At 42.0% G+C, this 18,927-nt stretch carries 20 protein-coding genes; 6 read left to right on the top strand and 14 right to left on the bottom strand.

The features are described 5' to 3' along the window. Positions 1-13: 13 nt before the first annotated feature. The gene (locus B4Q04_RS11670) at positions 14-484 is read right to left on the bottom strand and encodes a DUF1573 domain-containing protein (protein WP_013994186.1); all 471 of its coding nucleotides are present in this window, start codon (positions 482-484) and stop codon (positions 14-16) included. A 40-nt stretch (positions 485-524) separates the two neighbouring features. Beyond that, positions 525-1,472 (bottom strand): transcription antitermination factor NusB, encoded by a 948-nt coding sequence (gene nusB, locus B4Q04_RS11665; protein ID WP_046287494.1) that lies wholly within the window; start codon positions 1,470-1,472, stop codon positions 525-527. Between the two features lie 321 nt (positions 1,473-1,793). Here nusB and B4Q04_RS11660 point away from each other — a divergent pair, with 321 nt between their 5' ends. Both B4Q04_RS11660 and B4Q04_RS11655 read left to right on the top strand, forming a co-directional pair. Next, positions 1,794-3,548, top strand: coding sequence for an ABC transporter ATP-binding protein (locus B4Q04_RS11660; protein WP_013994184.1), 1,755 nt, complete (start codon positions 1,794-1,796; stop codon positions 3,546-3,548). Between the two features lie 72 nt (positions 3,549-3,620). Next, positions 3,621-4,001: a PUR family DNA/RNA-binding protein gene (locus B4Q04_RS11655; protein WP_013994183.1), complete on the top strand. Its 381-nt coding sequence runs from the start codon at positions 3,621-3,623 to the stop codon at positions 3,999-4,001. Positions 4,002-4,076: 75 nt separating this feature from the next. Here B4Q04_RS11655 and B4Q04_RS11650 read toward each other — a convergent pair whose 3' ends face one another. From B4Q04_RS11650 to B4Q04_RS11640, 3 genes are read right to left on the bottom strand one after another with little or no spacing between them, the layout of a single operon-like run. Beyond that, positions 4,077-5,120 (bottom strand): lysophospholipid acyltransferase family protein, encoded by a 1,044-nt coding sequence (locus B4Q04_RS11650; protein ID WP_013994182.1) that lies wholly within the window; start codon positions 5,118-5,120, stop codon positions 4,077-4,079. Next, positions 5,117-6,037, bottom strand: a complete 921-nt coding sequence (locus B4Q04_RS11645) for a bile acid:sodium symporter family protein (protein WP_088696917.1) — start codon at positions 6,035-6,037, stop codon at positions 5,117-5,119. Before B4Q04_RS11645 ends, B4Q04_RS11650 begins: the two co-directional genes overlap by 4 nt. Before the next feature lie 4 nt (positions 6,038-6,041). Continuing rightward, complete coding sequence (locus tag B4Q04_RS11640) at positions 6,042-6,380, bottom strand: tRNA-binding protein (RefSeq protein WP_088697020.1); 339 nt, start codon at positions 6,378-6,380, stop codon at positions 6,042-6,044. 112 nt (positions 6,381-6,492) lie between these two features. Here B4Q04_RS11640 and B4Q04_RS11635 point away from each other — a divergent pair, with 112 nt between their 5' ends. Then, positions 6,493-7,050: a thioredoxin family protein gene (locus B4Q04_RS11635; protein WP_013994179.1), complete on the top strand. Its 558-nt coding sequence runs from the start codon at positions 6,493-6,495 to the stop codon at positions 7,048-7,050. A gap of 10 nt (positions 7,051-7,060) precedes the next feature. Here B4Q04_RS11635 and B4Q04_RS11630 read toward each other — a convergent pair whose 3' ends face one another. Then, positions 7,061-7,609 carry a YfiT family bacillithiol transferase gene (locus tag B4Q04_RS11630; RefSeq protein ID WP_046287493.1) on the bottom strand — a complete coding sequence of 183 codons (549 nt, stop codon included), beginning with the start codon at positions 7,607-7,609 and terminating at the stop codon, positions 7,061-7,063. 109 nt (positions 7,610-7,718) lie between these two features. Here B4Q04_RS11630 and B4Q04_RS11625 point away from each other — a divergent pair, with 109 nt between their 5' ends. Together B4Q04_RS11625 and B4Q04_RS11620 are read left to right on the top strand one after the other, a co-directional pair. After that, on the top strand, positions 7,719-8,357 hold the full coding sequence (locus B4Q04_RS11625) for a peroxiredoxin (RefSeq protein ID WP_013994177.1): 639 nt from the start codon (positions 7,719-7,721) through the stop codon (positions 8,355-8,357). 360 nt (positions 8,358-8,717) lie between these two features. Beyond that, on the top strand, positions 8,718-8,912 hold the full coding sequence (locus tag B4Q04_RS11620) for a cold-shock protein (RefSeq protein WP_013994176.1): 195 nt from the start codon (positions 8,718-8,720) through the stop codon (positions 8,910-8,912). A gap of 505 nt (positions 8,913-9,417) precedes the next feature. Here the strand turns inward: B4Q04_RS11620 and B4Q04_RS11615 are convergent. From B4Q04_RS11615 to B4Q04_RS11605, 3 genes are all read right to left on the bottom strand, one after another. Beyond that, positions 9,418-10,350 (bottom strand): peptidylprolyl isomerase, encoded by a 933-nt coding sequence (locus tag B4Q04_RS11615; RefSeq protein WP_013994175.1) that lies wholly within the window; start codon positions 10,348-10,350, stop codon positions 9,418-9,420. 149 nt (positions 10,351-10,499) lie between these two features. After that, positions 10,500-11,894: a M20/M25/M40 family metallo-hydrolase gene (locus tag B4Q04_RS11610; protein ID WP_088696916.1), complete on the bottom strand. Its 1,395-nt coding sequence runs from the start codon at positions 11,892-11,894 to the stop codon at positions 10,500-10,502. Then, positions 11,891-12,775 carry a PPK2 family polyphosphate kinase gene (locus B4Q04_RS11605; protein ID WP_013994173.1) on the bottom strand — a complete coding sequence of 295 codons (885 nt, stop codon included), beginning with the start codon at positions 12,773-12,775 and terminating at the stop codon, positions 11,891-11,893. Before B4Q04_RS11605 ends, B4Q04_RS11610 begins: the two co-directional genes overlap by 4 nt. A gap of 201 nt (positions 12,776-12,976) precedes the next feature. On the opposite strand from B4Q04_RS11605, the gene B4Q04_RS11600 reads away from it, so the two are divergent. Next, positions 12,977-13,678 carry a hypothetical protein gene (locus B4Q04_RS11600; protein ID WP_013994172.1) on the top strand — a complete coding sequence of 234 codons (702 nt, stop codon included), beginning with the start codon at positions 12,977-12,979 and terminating at the stop codon, positions 13,676-13,678. 8 nt (positions 13,679-13,686) lie between these two features. Here B4Q04_RS11600 and B4Q04_RS11595 read toward each other — a convergent pair whose 3' ends face one another. From B4Q04_RS11595 to B4Q04_RS11575, 5 genes are read right to left on the bottom strand one after another with little or no spacing between them, the layout of a single operon-like run. Continuing rightward, positions 13,687-14,850, bottom strand: a complete 1,164-nt coding sequence (locus tag B4Q04_RS11595) for a sigma-54-dependent transcriptional regulator (protein WP_013994171.1) — start codon at positions 14,848-14,850, stop codon at positions 13,687-13,689. 12 nt (positions 14,851-14,862) lie between these two features. Continuing rightward, the gene (locus B4Q04_RS11590; protein ID WP_052725554.1) at positions 14,863-15,756 is read right to left on the bottom strand and encodes a DUF6268 family outer membrane beta-barrel protein; all 894 of its coding nucleotides are present in this window, start codon (positions 15,754-15,756) and stop codon (positions 14,863-14,865) included. A gap of 4 nt (positions 15,757-15,760) precedes the next feature. Continuing rightward, positions 15,761-16,654: a mechanosensitive ion channel family protein gene (locus B4Q04_RS11585; protein ID WP_088696915.1), complete on the bottom strand. Its 894-nt coding sequence runs from the start codon at positions 16,652-16,654 to the stop codon at positions 15,761-15,763. Between the two features lie 2 nt (positions 16,655-16,656). After that, positions 16,657-17,985, bottom strand: a complete 1,329-nt coding sequence (locus B4Q04_RS11580; RefSeq protein WP_088696914.1) for an ABC transporter permease — start codon at positions 17,983-17,985, stop codon at positions 16,657-16,659. After that, a complete protein-coding gene (locus tag B4Q04_RS11575; RefSeq protein WP_013994167.1) occupies positions 17,978-18,916 on the bottom strand; it encodes an ABC transporter ATP-binding protein in 939 nt (312 codons plus the stop codon). The genes B4Q04_RS11580 and B4Q04_RS11575 overlap by 8 nt, the downstream gene beginning before the upstream one ends. Positions 18,917-18,927: the final 11 nt, after the last annotated feature.

Raw genomic sequence — 18,927 nt, 5'->3', positions numbered from 1 at the left:
ATCTAATCTATTATTATTTGGTTGGTCCTACCGGAGCAGCCCCTTTAGGGTTAACAAAAGCTTTGATTCGCAATTGCTCGGTTCCTTTTTCGGTATTGGCATTTACAGTAATCGTTTTGGTAACCTGGTTCTGGCCCGATCCGTTGAACTTCACTACCAATTCCCCTTGTTCTCCTGGTGCGATAGGATCTTTTGGTGGATTTGGAACCGTACAACCACAAGAACTGGTGGCACTGGTTATGATCAACGGGGCATTACCCGTATTTTTAAAAGTAAAAATGGTTTCTTGTGGTGTACCTTGTTCAATGGTACCAAAGTCATGCTCAGCTTTCTCAAACTCCATTACCGGAACCTGCTTACTGGCTTCATCGCGCTGTGCAGCCTCGGTAACATTATCTGATTTTACTTTACTCGACGCATTTTCTTTACAAGAAACGAACGCCAAAAGTGAAAATATACTTAAGGCAAAAATTGTTTTTTTCATATCTCTAACTTTAGTTTAAAGGCAAAATTAATCATTTATTTTAAATGAGACCCCTACCCATTTTGTTAAGCTTTCCATCCTTTTTGTATTCTTTTACAAGGTTGTCTAAAATTCCATTGATAAAAATACTGCTCTTAGGGGTAGAATACTCCTTGGCGATTTCCAAAAATTCGTTAATCGTTACTTTTTCAGGTATGGACGGAAAGTTTAGAAGTTCGCATATGGCCATTTTTAAAAGTATGGCATCCATATCGGCAATACGGTCCTTGTCCCAATTGGGCGTCTTGCCCTCTATCTCTTTGGTCAACTCGGCATCTTTGAGCAAGGTCTTCCGCAAGAGTTTTTTGGCAAAATCCAAATCTTCTTGATCCTTCAGCAAGCGAGGCAAGAAATACGAGGTGGGATGGTCGGGCCTGACCTTTCTTAGCATTTTAAGGATAAAAGTGTTTACAATAGGAATATCATCTACCCAAGTAAGATTGTTATCCTCAAAATAGTCGTAAATCTTTTCATCAGGGGCTATGACATCTTTGAACAAGGTAACGACGAACTCTTTATCTTCGGCCCAATTACTGCCTTCAGCCGACATATAGTCTTCATAGGTTGAACTCGCTACAATATTGTTGTAAATGATTTTTACGTACTCTTCGTTCAAATACCAATTTTCGAGCTTGCGTTTTTTCAGCTCTGCCTTCAACGGTTCGTTATTGACGATTTGGGAAAGCAATCGGTTATTTACAAATTTCTTTTGATCGGGAAAGGTATCGGAAGCCGTGGCCAAATATTTCTTTGACGAAATCTTCAATTGCTCGGCCCCTCTTTGGTGAATTTCTATAATAAGGCTCATCATAAGTAGATAGAGCGTGTACATATTATCTATGCTAAACCGCAGAAATTTTTCTTGTTTCTCTAAAGACTCATCTTTAGATTGGGTAATGGCATAAATACATTGCATCACTTTTACCCGTATATGTCTTCGTGTTAGCATTTTAAAGAACTTTTTTGGAATAGTATTGGTTTGACTCTCACGCCGCAAAAATAAGAATAAAGCCCAAAAGACTACTATACAAACCGATGAAACGACAGCTTCATTTCACTTTAATGTTTTCAGACCTCCGCAAAACCTTGTTATTAAGCCCCTTGAAGCCTGATTATTTTTAAAACTTACCGTAAATTTAACGTATATAAAATATCGGGGCCGACGGGCGTAAATCGATATCGAGGCAATATCTTATGGTATTTATAACATTTCGTTTATACCCAAACCACTATCTTTGGCCAATTACATATTTCTTAGCCGAAACCTTTCATGAAGGAACTTGCACACCTAAATAAATACTTTAAAAAATACTGGTCGAAATTATTGGTCGGATTGTTCATTACCATCATTGCCCGGGTGCTTCAACTGGTCATGCCCCGATACGTCAAAGAATCGATTACGGTTATCGAGGATTTCATGAACGATAAGATCTCGGAACCGACCGCCAAGGATTTCCTTCTTGAATATATACTGATCATTGTGGGTGCCGCCCTCTTATCGGGCTTCTTTACCTTTTTAATGCGGCAGACGATAATTAACGTTTCGCGCTATATCGAGTACGACCTTAAAAACGAAATTTTCGACCACTATCAATTTCTAAGTCTAAATTTCTACAAGAAGAACCGCACCGGCGACCTGATGAACCGTATCAGCGAAGATGTAAACCAAGTGCGAATGTATACCGGACCGGCACTGATGTACGGCATAAACACCCTGACGCTCTTTGCCTGTATCATCCCGATCATGTTCATGACGGCCCCGAAACTCGCCGCCTATACCTTAATACCCTTGCCGATATTGTCGGTACTTATCTATTACATCAGCAAGGTAATCCATGAACGCAGTACGGTTGTTCAGCAATACCTCTCTACCCTTTCAACCTTTACCCAAGAAGTATTTTCGGGGGTTTCGGTCATCAAGGCATATGCCTTGGAACCGAACATTAATAACGACCTCAGCTCCCTTGCCCTTGAAGGAAAAAACAAGAGTATGGATTTGGCAAAGGTCAATGCTTGGTTCTTCCCCCTAATGGTCTTACTCATCGGTATTAGTAACATTTTCGTTATTTACATAGGTGGAAAGCAATATATAAATGGGGAAATAGCCTCTTCCGGGGTTATTGCGGAATTCATTCTCTACGTAAACATGCTTACTTGGCCGGTAGCCATTATCGGTTGGTTGACCTCTATCGTACAAAGGGCGGAAGCCTCACAAAAAAGGATCAACGAATTTTTAAAAGAATCTCCTGATATCAAGAATACCGTACTCGAAGAAACGCCCGTAAAGGGAAAAATCGAATTCAGAAATGTAAGCTTTACTTATGAAGACACTGAAATTACGGCCCTCAAGAATATTTCTTTCACCATAAACGAAGGGGAAACGGTAGCCATATTAGGAAAGACCGGGTCAGGAAAGTCGACTATTCTAGACCTTGTGGCCCGACTTTACGATGTGACCTCGGGTGAAATCTTAATAGACGACACCCCCATAGAGCAATTGAACATAAACAGTTTACGCCAAGCCATCGGTGCGGTACCCCAAGACGCCTTCTTATTTTCAGACTCTATAAAGAACAATATTAAATTCGGCAAGGAAGACGCTACCGACGAAGAGGTTATCAATGCGGCCAAAGCTGCGGTAGTACATGAAAACATCGTAGGTTTCACCAAGGGCTACGACACCGTATTGGGCGAAAGGGGCATCACCCTGAGCGGCGGACAGAAACAGAGGGTCTCTATTGCGCGTGCCCTCTTAAAAAAACCCGAAATATATCTTTTTGACGATTGTCTTTCAGCAGTTGACACAGAAACTGAAGAAGAAATTCTGAACAATCTGAAAAAAGCGTCAAAAAATCGTACCACTCTTATTGTCAGCCATCGTGTTTCTTCGGCGAAAAACGCCGATAAGGTCTTGGTTCTTTCCAATGGAGAACTTCTTCAAGAAGGCAACCATAGTGATTTAAACAGTGTTGACGGATATTATAAAGATCTGTACTTCACTCAACTTTCAGAGAAAGAAAACTAAAAAATTGTTGTCGTATTGGCTTTTTTTTTACATTTTTGAAAGATTAACACTATTAACTAGACACTAAACGCGATGAACGAAAAAGATTCAATGGACCAGGAGGAAATTCATTCCAAAGTATTACGGGCAGGTAGACGCACATATTTTTTTGATGTAAGAAGTACCAAGGCAGGAGATTATTACTTAACGATTACAGAGAGTAAAAAATTTACTCACGACGATGGCTCTTTCCACTACAAGAAACACAAAATATACTTATACAAGGAAGATTTTCAAGCCTTTAAGGACAATGTAGAGGAAATGATGAATTTCATTATCGAGGAAAAGGGCTCAGAAGTAATCTCCGAACGTCACCAAAAAGATTTCAAAAAAGAAGAAGAAATTGTCACCAACGGAGAAATGAAGCCTTCGAGTACCGAAAGTTTTACGGATGTAAGCTTTGACGATATTTAAAAAGACTTGCAACCTAAATAAAAAAACGACCACAACATGTGGTCGTTTTTTTATACCTATACCTAGGGGCCTAATTCAATTCCTTCTAACATAGGCCCAGTTATATACGAACAAGGCCAAAATTACGGCTAAGGCCACAAGACTATTACAAAACAGGGCGATACACGTAAACAAGAGTGCATAGTATACAGGATAGGCCAATAAGGAAAATCCAAATCGGAGCGTTCCCATAAACTCAGGTTCCCAAACCTTTGGCTTGGCCCATTTACGCCAGAGTAAGATAACCGGAAAGTTCAGTACTTCAAAAATAGCATCGGCCACGACCCGTAACGGTCCTTTTTTCCTTACTTGATCCGATACCTTTACAGATGGATCCAATCCTTCTATCACCTTGTTCGTTTCAAAAGGATCTAAAAAATCGACATCCATGCGGTTCAACTGCCCCGCTATGTTTTCATAATTATCGAAGTCCTCTATATGTGTCGTCAGTTGTTTCAACCTATCGGAAACTTTTCCCTTCACCCTATTCACTGAAGCTTGCACATCCTTAGGGTCATACAAGGTATTGACCAAGATATTCTTATCGTAGTAAAGGGCTACCTTATCGGGAAAACTAGAATTGCCCCTATAGTTTAGCCCCACGGGCACAATATAGAGTTCCGTTTCGGGCAATCTTTCGACGGCATTGAACAAAATTCGCGTAAAGCCCTTGCTCAAGGGTCTTACGCGGCGTTTAATGTTATGGTTGGCCTCGGGAAACATAACAATGGCATGATTGTCTTTAAATATTTCCGCACATTGGTCAAAGACGGCCTGGTTATTTTTAAGGGCTTCCCTCCCATCCCGTATACGGTAGATAGGAATCATTCTTAAATACGCAAAGAATTTTTTCAAGGTCGGCTTGGTAAAGACATCAGATCGTGTCAAGAAGAAAGGCTTACGATTACAGTCAACAGCAATCAGCAATACATCCAGCAAGGCACCTTGGTGATTGGGCAAAAACAACACCGCTTTGTCCTTGGGCACGTTCTCGAGTCCAGAAACCCTTATTTTTCCATAGTACAAATACAATCCGGACTTGATCCAGACCTTTAGTAATCGATAGCCAATATTTTTCAAGTCAGTTTTTCTGTTTTAATTGGTTTATAACCCCAAAAAGCAGCCAGCAAAAGACCGGACACCAAATGCCAAATTCCCCAAAAGGCAGCCAAGAGCGCCATACCGCCAAGACCATCAAAAAAGGAGAAAATCAAAAGAAGTCCCAATCCCGAATTCTGAATACCCGTTTCTATAGTAATAGAACGCACATTTTTTTCCGATAGGCCCATAAGCTTGGCAAACGAAAAACCCGTTAAAAATGCCAATACATTATGCAATGCCACGATCCAAAAAACGTACATTATATAGTCGTAAAATACCGCTCGGTTATTATACAAGGCCAAAAATACCAATAGTATAAAAAATATCAGCGATACCGTTTTAAGAACTTTCCCCATTTTTTTTGCTAAAACAGGTTTTATATGGTTCAACCAAATACCCAAGACCAAGGGCAGGCCCAATAAAAGCGAGACCAACCCAACCATTTGCCATGGCGACAGGGCCACTTCTTTAAGAATATTTTGGGTAGGCCCATAGAGTCCGCCCCAAAATTGCAGGTTTAAAGGGGTCATTACCACGGCCAATAAGGTAGCTGCGGCCGTAAGACTGACCGAAAGGGCCGTGTTACCGCCCGCTATATGTGATATAAAATTAGAAACATTACCCCCGGGACAGGCGGCGACCATAATTATACCCAAGGCTATACTTGCCACAGGTTCAATACATAAAATCAAAAGAAAAGTAACCAAGGGCAATAGCACAAATTGGCTAAGGAGGCCCGTAAAAATAGCTTTTGGAGTTTGAAAGAGCACCTTAAAATCTTGTACGGATATTTCTAGGGCAATGCCGAACATAACCAGGGAGAGCGAAACATTCAATACCCATTGTGCCTGGGCGTCAAAATTAAGCGATACGTTATCTAAAAGGGTTTCGGTCAATCAATTATGATATTTTGAGTCCGTTGGCTACAGTTGCTTCCGGCTGTAAGAGAACAACGTCTTTACCGTTGACGGCACCCAAGATAAGACATTCACTCATAAAATTGGCAATTTGTTTCTTCGGAAAGTTAACTACGGCAACCACTTGGGTACCCAAAAGCTTTTCTTTTGTATATAGCGTAGTAATCTGCGCCGAGGTTTTTTTAACACCTATTTCCTCACCAAAATCAATATGCACCTGATAGGCCGGATTACGCGCTTCAGGAAAATCATTAACTTCTACAATCGTTCCCACCCGCATATCTATCTTTGCAAAGTCTTGCCAGTTTATCGTTTCGGCCATTATTTCTATTTTTGTTCGTACCAATAAAAATATGAAGGTAAAAATAGATTGTGGTTTGGCAAAGGGACACAAAACACTTTTTACTAATTTAAATCGATAACAACAGAACACCATGGCAAGAACACCAAGCAATATGCTTCCGCTCGGCACGACAGCACCAGATTTCAAGCTTCAAAATACAATTACGGAAGAAATGTCGGCCCTAAATGACCTCAAAGGAAGAAGGGGAACGCTTATCGCCTTTATATGCAATCACTGTCCTTTTGTAAAACACATCAACCCCGAATTGGTCCGTCTCGCCAAGACTTACCAAGATAAGGGTATCGGCTTTATCGCCATCTCGAGCAATGATGTGGAGAACTACCCACAAGACGCCCCTCATCTTATGAAAGCGGTAGCCGAAGAAGAAGGTTACACCTTTCCCTACCTCTATGACGAAACCCAAAAAGTGGCCAAAGATTATGATGCCGCATGCACTCCCGATTTTTATTTGTTCGATGCCGACCTAAAATTGGTATATCGCGGGCAATTGGATGACTCAAGACCTGAGAATGGCATTCCCGTAACCGGAAAAGACCTTCGCAATGCCATAGATGCGCTATTAGGCAACCAAAAGATAAGCGAAGTACAGAAACCGAGTATCGGCTGTAATATTAAATGGAAAAAATAGCGCAGGTTCTTTAGCGGGTCCAGCCCTTTCTTTCCATTAAATTGTATATATGCGCGAAGTGATGCCGCCCGTGCCATGCATACTGACCGATATTCTCATCCAAAGCAATCGCTACACGGCTATCTGGATGAACAAACCTTCGTTTTAACTGTTCTTCGCCAAGGCCTTTTAACAAGTAGACCCATCTACCATGAACGGCACTCAAATGGTCTAATGCCAATTGTACGGGTGCGGTTTTACTGTCAAATAGTTTAGCCCAAGCCTTCTCGTCGTAGGCCTTAATTATGGGGGTGTCTTCCGTCAAGGCCCATTTAAAGCGTATATAACTGTTGTGATGGCTATCGGCTATATGATGTATGGTCTGTCTTACCGTCCACCCTCCCGGTCGATAAGGGGTTTCCAATTGTTCTTCGGTCAAGCCCTCGACCAATAGAGTTAATTCATTGGGCAATTTCTCAAGAACCTCAATCCATTCCTGGATCTGTTCGTGGTCAATTTCCTTCGGACGTTGAAATTTTCCTATCGGATATTGAAGGGCTTCTAGTTCATTATTTTCCATACTTCTAAAAATAGAAAACTTTAATAGATTTTTAACCATTAACCTAAGGTTCTGTTTTTATAATCTACTAAATTTATAGGATTCTATTTCAAACCTAAAAACATTTCAAATGGCAACAATACGATTGGGCGACAAAGCCCCAAATTTTACGGCCGATAGTTCATTAGGCCAAATAAACCTTTACGATTATTTAGGCGATAGTTGGGGTATTCTTTTTTCACACCCTGCTGATTTCACCCCGGTCTGCACCACCGAACTAGGTACTGCGGCCCAGTTTAAAGATGAGTTCGCGAAACGCAACGTTAAAATGTTGGCCTTGAGCGTAGATGGGGCCGCATCCCATGTTGAATGGATCAAAGATATCAACGAGGTTGAAAATACTACGGTAGATTTCCCTATTATAGCCGATGAAGATCGAAAGGTATCAGATCTTTACGACATGATTCACCCAAATGCCGACAACACCCTAACCGTTCGTTCGGTTTTTATCATCGCTCCCGACAAAACGGTCAAGCTAATGATTACCTATCCGGCTTCAACAGGTAGAAACTTCCATGAGCTATTGCGTGTTATCGATTCATTACAACTTACCGCGAACCATAAGGTAGCTACCCCTGCCAACTGGAAGAACGGTGAAGACGTGGTTGTTAGCCCGGCCATTACTACCGAAGACGCAAAAACCATGTTCAGTAAAGGTGTAAAAGAAATTAAACCTTATTTGCGAATGACTCCGGATCCGACGGCATAAAAAAATCGAAATATTGATAAGAGCCATAGAATTTTAACATCTATGGCTTTTTTATGCTTTAATCCCAAATAGGACACCCAAGGCATTCGTTAAAATTTCCTACATTAAATTTGTAGGAAAATAAATTAAAACCCTATAAAACACAGGAGGTATCAAGAGGTTCAGCTCTTGTAAACCAAGGAATAAAACATTTTATTTTACCCCTTTTGGAAAGAAAAAAGATAGTAAAATTAGAACCAAAATTAGGTAACATTCTTACAACTAACCTTAGCATAAACCAAAGATAACTTGGTAAAAATCATTTAATTAAATTTATTAACCTTATCTTCGCGACATAATTTAATTTAATTTTTTTGTATTATGAGTAAAGGAACAGTAAAATTCTTCAATGATTCCAAAGGTTACGGATTTATCACTGAAGATGGTTCAAGCGAAGATCACTTTGTACACATTTCTGGTTTAATCGATGAAATTCGTGAAGGTGACGTTGTAGAATTTGAGCTACAACAAGGTAAAAAAGGACTGAACGCGGTAAATGTGAAAGTTGTAGACTAAGAAAGACGCATAAACTTTTTTTATACAGGCCCTGATACCAATGGTATCAGGGCTTTTTTTTGCCCTTTAGCCAACCTACAATAACTTCGTAATATTTTTCATACATTTGTTTAGGTTTTTTTGAAGCAACCCTTTTAGAATATATGCATCTTCATAAAAAACACTTATCCCCCAATAACCATAATAATTGAAGCGACTATGTTAACTTTTTTCGGTATACTCTTTATACTGTTGGTAGTAAATATCATTTTATTGTTCTTAAGTACCAATAGGGCGAAGAACTCACGATAAGTAGTATCCTACTACCATCATTTTTTTTTAAAAGCTAACTTCATCTATATACCCTGCAAGACGCGAGCGGTATTATAGCTGATCAAAATACCCTTACAAAACTTTAGTAGACTTATTTCCTTTGGAATTTCCCCACTGGGTATGCTCTATGTATCACAATAAAAAAGCCCCGACCGTAAGGTCAGGGCTTTCTTTTATAATATACTTGGGTCTTTTATTTGACCCCCATCAATTCAACATCGAACAATAGGGTTGCGTTCGGCGGAATTACCCCACCGGCGCCGGCACTACCGTACGCTAGATCCGATGGTATCACCAACCTTGCCTTATCACCTACTTTCAATAGCGCTATGCCTTCATCCCACCCGGGAATGACCTGGCCTACCCCCAACTGAAAATCGATGGGCTGATTGCGTTTGTAAGAAGAATCAAAAACTTGACCATTCAACAAAGATCCTTCGTAATGAACGGAAACCGTTTGTCCCTTTTGGGCTTGGGGCCCATCACCTTTTTGGATCAGTTTATATCGTAGTCCACTTTCGGTTTCATCGAATCCGGCGGCAACCTTGTCCAATTCCGCAGCTTGCTTAGCCTTTTCTTCGGCAAGACGCTGTTCTTTGGAAGTTTTAAAATTTTCGAATGCCGCAAGTGCATCCCATTTTTCGGCATCGTCACCTACGCGAACGATTTCAACACTATTTATCTTATCGCCTTGGGCAATGCTATCGACCACATCCTGACCGCTTTGAACGTGTCCGAAAACGGTATGCTTGTTATCCAACCATGGAGTAGGTACATGGGTAATAAAAAACTGGCTTCCATTAGTGCCAGGTCCTGCATTGGCCATAGAAAGGACACCGGGTTCCGAATGGTTTAGGTCGGGATGAAATTCATCGTCGAACTTATATCCTGCGTCACCTGTACCGGTTCCTTGTGGACATCCGCCCTGGATCATAAAATCAGGTATGACCCTGTGAAAGTTTAGCCCATCGTAATAAGGCTCCCCTTTGGCCTTGGCCGTATTTTCTTGCTTACCTTCTGCCAAGGCAACAAAATTACCGACCGTACCGGGCGTTTTATCATGGGTAAGTTTTACTAAAATCTCACCTTTGTCAGTATTGAATTTTGCGTAGATTCCGTCTTGCATTTCTCATTTTTTTAATGAGCGGCAAAGGTACATAATTTTGTCCGGAAATATCCGAACAAGTCCTTTATCCCCGCCTAGTCAAGATTATGATGCAACTCCTCCCTTAAAGGATGTGGACTGCCCCTTCAGACGAACTATTTTCCCGTTATTTATTTGGGGGAAGTCACCACACCGTAGGTATCGAACAGATAGACCAAACTGGCCATAGATGCCGCGCCTAGCTCAAGCTCCCTTTTATTGACGTGTTCAAAGGTGTCATTTTCGGAATGATGGTGCTCAAAATACCTTTGGGAATCAGGTCTAAGCCCGGCCAATACGATTCCGTCATCTTTCAACGGGCGAATGTCGGCCCCGCTAAAGCCTTTTTCAAAAAGATGGATATAATACGGCTCAAAAAGGCTCTTCCAGCTATGAACCTGCTTCAGGTTTTCGTCGGAACAGTCAAAAGAAAATCCGCGAGGCGTAAACCCTCCTGCATCGCTTTCCAGGGCAAAAACATGTTTTTCATTTTTGCCTTTGGCGATTTCAGCATATTTATTACCTCCCCTTAATCCGTTCTCCTCGTTCATAAACAGAACGACGCGGATTGTTCTTTTAGGCTTGTAACCCGTTGTTTTTAACAAGCGAAGCACATCCATACTCTGCACGCAACCCGCACCATCATCGTGTGATCCATCCCCTAAGTCCCACGAATCGAGATGCCCCCCAATGACCATGATTTCATTAGGAAACTCGGCCCCCCTGATCTCACCGATAACGTTAAAGGACTCTACGTCATTGAACTGCTTACAATTTTGCTTAAAATAAAACTTGGTCTCGGAATTCAGCTTTAAGGTAGTACTCAACAATTCCGCCCCTTTGGTACTTATTGCGGCGGCCGGTATGCGTTTTGAAACGGGGGTATCCCCATATCCCATTGAACCCGTATGTGGAAAATTATCTATCCTCAAGTTCATAGACCTTACGATTACCCCCACGGCACCGTATTTGGCTGCCTCTTCGGCCCCAGAATACCTTTGGTCAACGCAGCCTGAATAAGCGGCAAAGGTGCTGATCAAGGTCGGGTCCATGGGTCTATTAAAAAATACGATCTTGCCTTCTATTATTTCCTTTCCTAGAGCCTCAAGCTCTTCAATACCCTGAACCTCTACCACACCAGCCTTTAAACCTCCCAAGGGAGTTGCCACAGAGCCCCCTAAGGCGCATATATTGACATTGGTAGAAAGTCCCGGACTCGTTTCAAAATAGGCGAATTCAGGCGTACCCCTCACCCATTTGGGGACCTTTACCGGTTGGAGCCAAACCCGATCAAGCCCCAAAGAATCTAATTGCGACTTGGTATACTCGACCGCCTGCTGGGCCTGAACACTGCCCGACAGCCTGCCCCCTATCTGATTGGAAAGATAATTGAGCCAATCATAAGCTTTACCTTGGGTAAGGGCCTGATCATATATCTTTTTTATCTGCGCGGCATCTTTGTCTTGGGCTAGAACAGAATTTCCAAAAGTGATGTACAATAATAGAAGTAGACTTATTCGTTTCATTCCTTTTCGTTTTCCAATTCGTTTTTATAAAGGGCCAAGTTAGCCTTTATTTTATCGTCAAGGTCGGGTTCTTTAATGTCTTTATATTTCTTGAGCTCCTCTAAAAGCACAGAGGCTACGACCACCCGGGCAGCCTTTTTATTATCCGCAGGAACTATATACCATGGGGCATGGGGTTTCGAGGTCTCGTTAATGGCGTCTTCGTAACAATGTTGATATTTCTTCCAAAGCTTACGCTCCTCAAGATCGCTAGGCGAAAATTTCCAGTTCTTACGTTGCAGGGCCAATCTTCTTAAAAGCCTTAATCGCTGTTCCTCTTTCGACAGGTGAAGAAAGAACTTAAAGATGATGGTACCGTTTTCGGCAATATGGCGTTCAAAGTTATTGATCTGCTCGAAGCGTTTGTCCCAAAATTCTTGGTCAATATCGGCCACGGAATGAATACCGGGAATATGTTCACCTAAAATATACTCGGGATGCACCCTCGTTACCAAAACGTTTTCATAGTGGGTTCTATTGAACACCCCAAACTTGCCCTTGGCCGGCAATGCTATATAGTGGCGCCACAAATAATCATGCCCCCGTTCTAAGGCCGTAGGCACTTTAAAACTATGAACAACCACGCCCCGGGCATTGAAGTCTTTGAATACCTCACGAATAAGACTGTCCTTCCCTGCCGTATCCATACCCTGCAAACAGATCAAGACACTGTATTTTCCATGGGCGTAAAGGGTATCTTGAAACTCCCCAAGCTCAACCCGAATCTTTTTTAAGTCCTTTTTAAGCTCCTTTTCGCTCCTTCCAAAATCAACATGGGTGGGGCATTTTGAAAGCTCTATCTCTTTATCTACCCTAAACTGGGTCATTTTTGGTCCGTACATAGGTTGAATATAAATATATTTTGTCGTTGAACGGTAGTGAATTGTTAAAAAAAATGACCGTTCAACAAAAGAAGTGTCCGCTTTATCCAAAATATCCAAGGAGCCCTACCATGCATCGAAAAATTTCGTCTGTAAGCTACTGGCGGGCTTAACTTTACATTGTATTAACCCCAAATTTTTACAGCCGAAAATTCCTACTATATGAGGTTATTTTACCGAATACATTTTATCTTCACATTTTTGTTTTTCTCCTCGTTCGCAATGGGTCAAGCCTGCGAATACGCCAATTCAAATATCGGCTACGTCAAAAACCAGACGAACAAAGCACTTTCGATGCACGATTTGAAAATGACAAAGTTTTATACCTATAAAGCCTTGACCGCCCTTGAAAAATCAAAAAAACAAATTAAGGACTGTGGTTGCGAGTACGCTACCGACAGTATGATCGAAAATATAGAGTATTTGAAAAATGCGACCCGAGCAACATCGATCAACGGTGCGCGCATACTGCTCAATAAAGCCCTCGATTATACCCAAGAAAGCTTGGATGCCATTGCCAACCATGATGAGCACGGGAGTATTTACGGGTCGAACAGCCTTGCCATGAACGTCACCAAGACCACAAAGAAAACACCCTACAACGAAGGGGTCGTAGACCAGTCAGAAATACGGGCGAAAATCGACAAGGCCTTACTAAAGTACAAACACTCCTTAGAAAAGGTCATCAATACGGTAGATTGTGCCGAGGCCCGACTCTTTGCACAACGGATTTACGAAAATTGTGAACAAGAACTTTTAAAGCCCAAGCTGTCGGAAGGCAAAAAATACTACAATCTAAAAACCAAGGAGATTACGGCCAAGGCCTTACAAAGCCTTGGAGAGTGCAATCAGTTATCCAAGTAGGAGGTCTATTACTTACTGGCAAAAAGTTTGACATCTTCTTCAGTAACCTCACTTCCGCCCAAGATTATCAATCGTTCCACAACGTTTCTGAGCTCCCTGATATTACCTGTCCAGTCATAACTCTTTAAAAGCTTGATCGCTTTTGCAGAAAAAGCCTTAGGGGCTATACCTTGTTCATTGACTATTTTTTTCGCGAAATGCTCTATAAGCAAGGGAATATCGTCTCGCCTATCGTTCAAGGAAGGAACCTTTATAAGAATAACGGCCAGTCGATGATAGAGGTCTTCACGAAAGTTCCCCTCTTCGATTTCCTTTTTTAGGTCTTTGTTGGTCGCCGCCAAGACACGTACATCGACCTTAATATCCTTATCGCTACCTACGCGAGATATTTTACTCTCCTGCAATGCCCTGAGGACCTTGGCTTGCGCCGACAGGCTCATATCGCCGATTTCATCTAGAAATATCGTTCCCTTGTTGGCCGCCTCAAATTTACCCGCACGATCTTTCACCGCCGAAGTAAATGCCCCCTTTACATGTCCGAAAAGTTCGCTCTCTATAAGCTCGGAAGGAATGGCCGCACAATTGACCTCTATAAACGGAGCAGCGCTACGTTGGCTCTTTTCATGGAGCCAATGGGCCACCAGTTCTTTTCCGGTACCGTTTGCCCCCGTTATAAGCACACGGGCATCGGTAGGTGCCACTTTTTCTATCATATCCTTAATGATGGTGATTTCTTCGCTCTCACCGATCATTTCATAATTCTTACTGACCTTCTTTTTCAAGATTTTATTCTCGACCACCAATTCCTTACGGTCCAGCGCATTGCGCACCGTGGTCAAAAGGCGATTTAAATCGGGTGGTTTTGAAATATAGTCAAAAGCCCCTATTCGCATCGTATTGACGGCCGTATCGAGGTCTCCATGCCCCGAAATCATGATAAAAGGGGTCTCCGGCTTAATTTTTCGGGCCGCTTCGAGTACCTCAACACCATCCATCTTGGGCATCTTAATATCACAGAGCACTAGGTCATAATCATTGTTCTTTACCGCTTCCAAACCTTTAAGGCCATCTTCGGCCTCTTCCAATTGATAGGTGTCGCTTTCTTCGGAAAGGATCTTTACCAACACCCGTCTGATCGCGGATTCATCTTCGATTACTAATATTCTAGGCATAATATCTTGAATTTAGAGTCCTATTCTAAACCCCGTTCTAAAGTATAGACTGGGATTATCGTTTAATGTAAATATATCATTTCTATCGGCATCTCTCAACACCCCGTCTTGAAACACCGTATGACCGGCATAGGCATAGATAAAGGTATTTGCGGCGAGCCTAAACTGATACCCCACGGTTACCAATGCGGCAGACGACGATACCGACGAGGCACTAACGGTATTCGGAAGCACTATATTATTCTGAAGATTTACATAGTATCCGTCAAAAATAAATTCGGTTTGAAACTGATGCCTTTCCTTGAGGTGGAATTTCATTCCGGTCTTAGGTATTCCTACTACAAAGCTCCAACTTTTGCTAAAGCGTCTTTCATAATAAAAAATAGGTAGGGGGATACGAAGGGCCACCGTAGAATTATAGGCCACGCCCAACACCAAAATCATAGGCTTGTCTATGTTTTTCTTTTCCTTAAAAAAGCCGACCGTGGCATTCACCGAAAAATCACCATTTTCCAAAGGATTGGTCAATGTGGATGCCAAACGTGGGGTAACCACACCGATAAAGCGCCAATTAGGATTGAATTTCCAAACGTACGCCATGTTAAAATCCAAGACATGGAACTGCTTCAACCCCGCACTACTGAAGGGAAGCTCCCTTTCCAAATTATAGGCCAAGCGGTTATATTCGGCCCCTAAAATCACGTTGTTCGAATCGCGCACCTTAATGGGAACGTTAACCAATAGCTTCATTCGCGACAACTCGGCATCGGAATCATTTCTTGGCATCAACATATATTCGGCCCTGATCACATCAGGTGTTTGTGCCAAGCCTACAAAAGACCACAAAAAGAAAAAAATGGTACGGGTAAGGTATCTAATACTTTCCTCCGGTTGAACTGATATCACTATTCTAAAACGGCTTTTGTTGGATTATATGTATATCTCTCTGTGGAAAAGGTATGGAAACAGCGTTCTTTCTAAACTCAGCGTCTATCTTGTACCGTATTTCACTTTTTATCCGAGGATCACTAAAACTATCGGTAATATAGAAGTTCAAAGAAAACATCAAGGCCGAATCGCCAAAATCCTCAAAAATAACGAAGGGTTTCGGACTGTTCAAAACCCCACTTTGATCTTCCGCTATATTTTTCAATATTTTTGTCACCAATTGTATATCACTTCCATAGGCCACCCCTATACGAACTTGTTCACGTGTCGTTTTGTGGTTCTGGGTATAATTGTAAATGATATCGCTTATAAACTTGTGATTGGGTATAATGATTACCTTATCATCTCGGGTTATGGCCCTTGTGGTACGTAGCTTTATCTCAAAAACCTTTCCCACCTTACCATCGACCTCAATAATATCGCCCACGTGCAACGACTTGTCGATAATGATAAAAATGCCCCCAATGATATCTTGAAAAAGTTCTTGAAGTGCCAGACCAAGTCCGACGAACAATGCAGCAGACGCCGTTAGCAAGAGGGTAATATCAATACCCGCAGAGCTCATTGTCAGCAGTATGACCACCAAGTAAACGACATACCTGATAAATTTGAAGACGCTAACGAACTTCAACTGATCTTCTTCCTCCATTCGCCTGGTTATAAGCTTACGCATCCATTTCAGGATATAACCTGTAGCAAAAAATGCAAGGGAGAGCAAAAGCAAAAGACCAATGGTAATATTGATGGTGTTTTCACCCTCGCCAAACCTAATACCCAGGTTGAGAAATTCTTTGATGGCCCCCCAGATATCTTCTTCTATAATCTCTTCTACCTTACTTTGTGTGTCTTGTATCATGTTCAATACCTTAACCACTTGAACAGTTCCTTATAGGTCGGTTTTTTACCGTACATAAGAATACCTACCCGATAAATTTTGGCCGCTAGCCAAACGATACCTATAAAAGTAGCAATTAATAGGATAATACTCGTCACCAGTTCCCAAATAGGAACCCCTCCTTCCCCTATTCCCCCAGGTAAGCGCATCAGCATAACTATAGGTGAGGTTAAGGGAAAAAGCGAAAACCCCACGGCGATGGGGCCATGTGGATTACTGAATACCGAAAAGAAACCTACGTAAATAGCCAACATCAGAGGCATGATTATCGGAAAGATAAATTGTTGGGTATCGGTCTCGTTGTCGACCGCCGCACCAATGGCGGCATAAATAGAACTGTAAATCAGATAGCCCAAAATAAAATAGATCAAAAAGAAGGTAATCAACATGACCCAAGGTATCTTAAAAAGTTCTTGGGCATACAATTGCATGGTATGGTCTACCGATGGCATAGCCGGCCCCATATTGGGTGCTACCGACACCCCGGTATTCAAGGCCGACGGGTCAATATCGAATACGGCAAACGATATCAATAACAGTATTCCGGCAGAAACAATCCAAATAGCGAACTGTGTAATACCGGCCAAGGAGGTACCTATGATCTTGCCCAACATCAACTGAAACGGCTTCACCGAAGAAATGATCACTTCTATAATACGGCTCGTCTTCTCTTCTATGACGCTACGCATCACAAAGCCGCCGTATATAATAATGAACATCATGATCAGATAACCAAAGCCGCCTCCGATAAAGGCCTTGAGTTCGGTAATGCCCTTAAGATTGGTTTCTCCGCTGAACGTAGCCGTATTGAGGTCAAAGTTGGCATCCATGGCCGCATAATCTGCCGCTGTAATGCCCAACTCCTGCAAATACCCTTGGCGCAAGCGTTCTTGAAAGGTATTCTCCAAGCGCTGTACCACTTGGGTAGGCGGGGCATCGGGGGTGAAAAAAAACGCGCCCTCGGTCACAGCCTTTAAACTTGTATCCCTAGGAATGTATAACAACCCATCAAAACCGAGCCCCGCTACGGAGTCTTTTGCCGCCTCTAGGGAAATATCCCTAAAATCAACAAATGAAACGGTTTCCGATCCCACAAAATCGTTTGAAAAAAAATCGCTTTCGTTAAGGATGGCTATAACACGTGATTCGTTATCGTTCACTTTGGTCAAATACGCGATGAGAATCACCATGGCGACCATAAGTATCGGACTCAAAAATGTCATTATTACAAAGGACTTATTCCGCACCTTGGCCAAATATTCCCTTTTTATAATAAGCGATAGTTTATTCATGCTCCCCTCCCTTGCTTTGTACCGTTTGTATAAAAATTTCACTTGTAGACGGAATGGTCTCTACAAAATGGTTGATGTTGGCCTTGGTCGACAAATAGGTCAATAATTCACGTGAATCATTGGTCGGCAATTGAAGCGTGAGGTCCAATTGATTTTCCTCTAGGTCGATTTGCGATGCGTTGATGGTAAACTTGTCGCCCAGTTCTTGCAAAAGCACTTCGGCTTGCTCGGTTTGCAATCCTACCTTAAAGATATTGTTCTTATATGCCTTTTTTATATCGGACAACTTACCGTCCAGTATTTTTTCAGAGCGGTGAATCAGTGCAATGTACTCGCAAAGTTCCTCTACCGATTCCATCCTATGTGTAGAAAATATAATGGAGGTACCATTCTCTTTGAGCTTTAGTATTTCATCTTTGATAATATTGGCGTTGATGGGATCAAAACCGCTAAAGGGCTCATCAAAGATCAAGAGTTTCGGTTCGTGCAATACCGTAACGATAAACTGTATCTTTTGGGCCATGCCCTTAGAAAGCTCTTGAATTTTCTTGTTCCACCAATCCCCTATTTCCAAACGCTCGAACCAAAATTTCAACCGTTTTTTTGCTTCGGCCTTCGATAAACCTTTTAATTGTGCCAGATATAAGGCCTGTTCGCCCACCTTCATACTCTTATACAGTCCCCTTTCTTCCGGCAAATAGCCAATTTGGGCAATATGCTCCGCCTTCAAAGGTTGTCCGTCAAAGAAAACCTCGCCTTGATCAGGGTATGTAATTTGATTGATAATACGTATAAGGGTAGTCTTTCCGGCACCGTTAGGCCCTAAAAGTCCATAAATACTATTTTTAGGAATCTCTAGAGAAACTTTGTCTAGAGCCGTATGTTCCCCAAATTGTTTGGTGACCTCTTTAGTGACCAAAATATTGTTCATGCACGCAATTT

Source organism: Zobellia sp. OII3 (assembly GCF_002211465.1).
GTDB lineage: Bacteria > Bacteroidota > Bacteroidia > Flavobacteriales > Flavobacteriaceae > Zobellia > Zobellia galactanivorans.
Note: the sequence above shows the minus strand (reverse complement) of the source record. Positions and strands in the feature narration are given on the sequence as shown.

Bases quoted from the DNA above. Each gene is read 5' to 3' on its own strand.
- B4Q04_RS11670 (WP_013994186.1), bottom strand. From the start codon at position 484: ATGAAAAAAACAATTTTTGCCTTAAGTATATTTTCACTTTTGGCGTTC.
- nusB (WP_046287494.1), bottom strand. From the start codon at position 1,472: ATGCTAACACGAAGACATATACGGGTAAAAGTGATGCAATGTATTTAT.
- B4Q04_RS11660 (WP_013994184.1), top strand. From the start codon at position 1,794: ATGAAGGAACTTGCACACCTAAATAAATACTTTAAAAAATACTGGTCG.
- B4Q04_RS11655 (WP_013994183.1), top strand. From the start codon at position 3,621: ATGAACGAAAAAGATTCAATGGACCAGGAGGAAATTCATTCCAAAGTA.
- B4Q04_RS11640 (WP_088697020.1), bottom strand. From the start codon at position 6,380: ATGGCCGAAACGATAAACTGGCAAGACTTTGCAAAGATAGATATGCGG.
- B4Q04_RS11635 (WP_013994179.1), top strand. From the start codon at position 6,493: ATGGCAAGAACACCAAGCAATATGCTTCCGCTCGGCACGACAGCACCA.
- B4Q04_RS11630 (WP_046287493.1), bottom strand. From the start codon at position 7,609: ATGGAAAATAATGAACTAGAAGCCCTTCAATATCCGATAGGAAAATTT.
- B4Q04_RS11625 (WP_013994177.1), top strand. From the start codon at position 7,719: ATGGCAACAATACGATTGGGCGACAAAGCCCCAAATTTTACGGCCGAT.
- B4Q04_RS11620 (WP_013994176.1), top strand. From the start codon at position 8,718: ATGAGTAAAGGAACAGTAAAATTCTTCAATGATTCCAAAGGTTACGGA.
- B4Q04_RS11615 (WP_013994175.1), bottom strand. From the start codon at position 10,350: ATGCAAGACGGAATCTACGCAAAATTCAATACTGACAAAGGTGAGATT.
- B4Q04_RS11610 (WP_088696916.1), bottom strand. From the start codon at position 11,894: ATGAAACGAATAAGTCTACTTCTATTATTGTACATCACTTTTGGAAAT.
- B4Q04_RS11605 (WP_013994173.1), bottom strand. From the start codon at position 12,775: ATGTACGGACCAAAAATGACCCAGTTTAGGGTAGATAAAGAGATAGAG.
- B4Q04_RS11600 (WP_013994172.1), top strand. From the start codon at position 12,977: ATGAGGTTATTTTACCGAATACATTTTATCTTCACATTTTTGTTTTTC.
- B4Q04_RS11595 (WP_013994171.1), bottom strand. From the start codon at position 14,850: ATGCCTAGAATATTAGTAATCGAAGATGAATCCGCGATCAGACGGGTG.
- B4Q04_RS11585 (WP_088696915.1), bottom strand. From the start codon at position 16,654: ATGATACAAGACACACAAAGTAAGGTAGAAGAGATTATAGAAGAAGAT.
- B4Q04_RS11580 (WP_088696914.1), bottom strand. From the start codon at position 17,985: ATGAATAAACTATCGCTTATTATAAAAAGGGAATATTTGGCCAAGGTG.
- B4Q04_RS11575 (WP_013994167.1), bottom strand. From the start codon at position 18,916: ATGAACAATATTTTGGTCACTAAAGAGGTCACCAAACAATTTGGGGAA.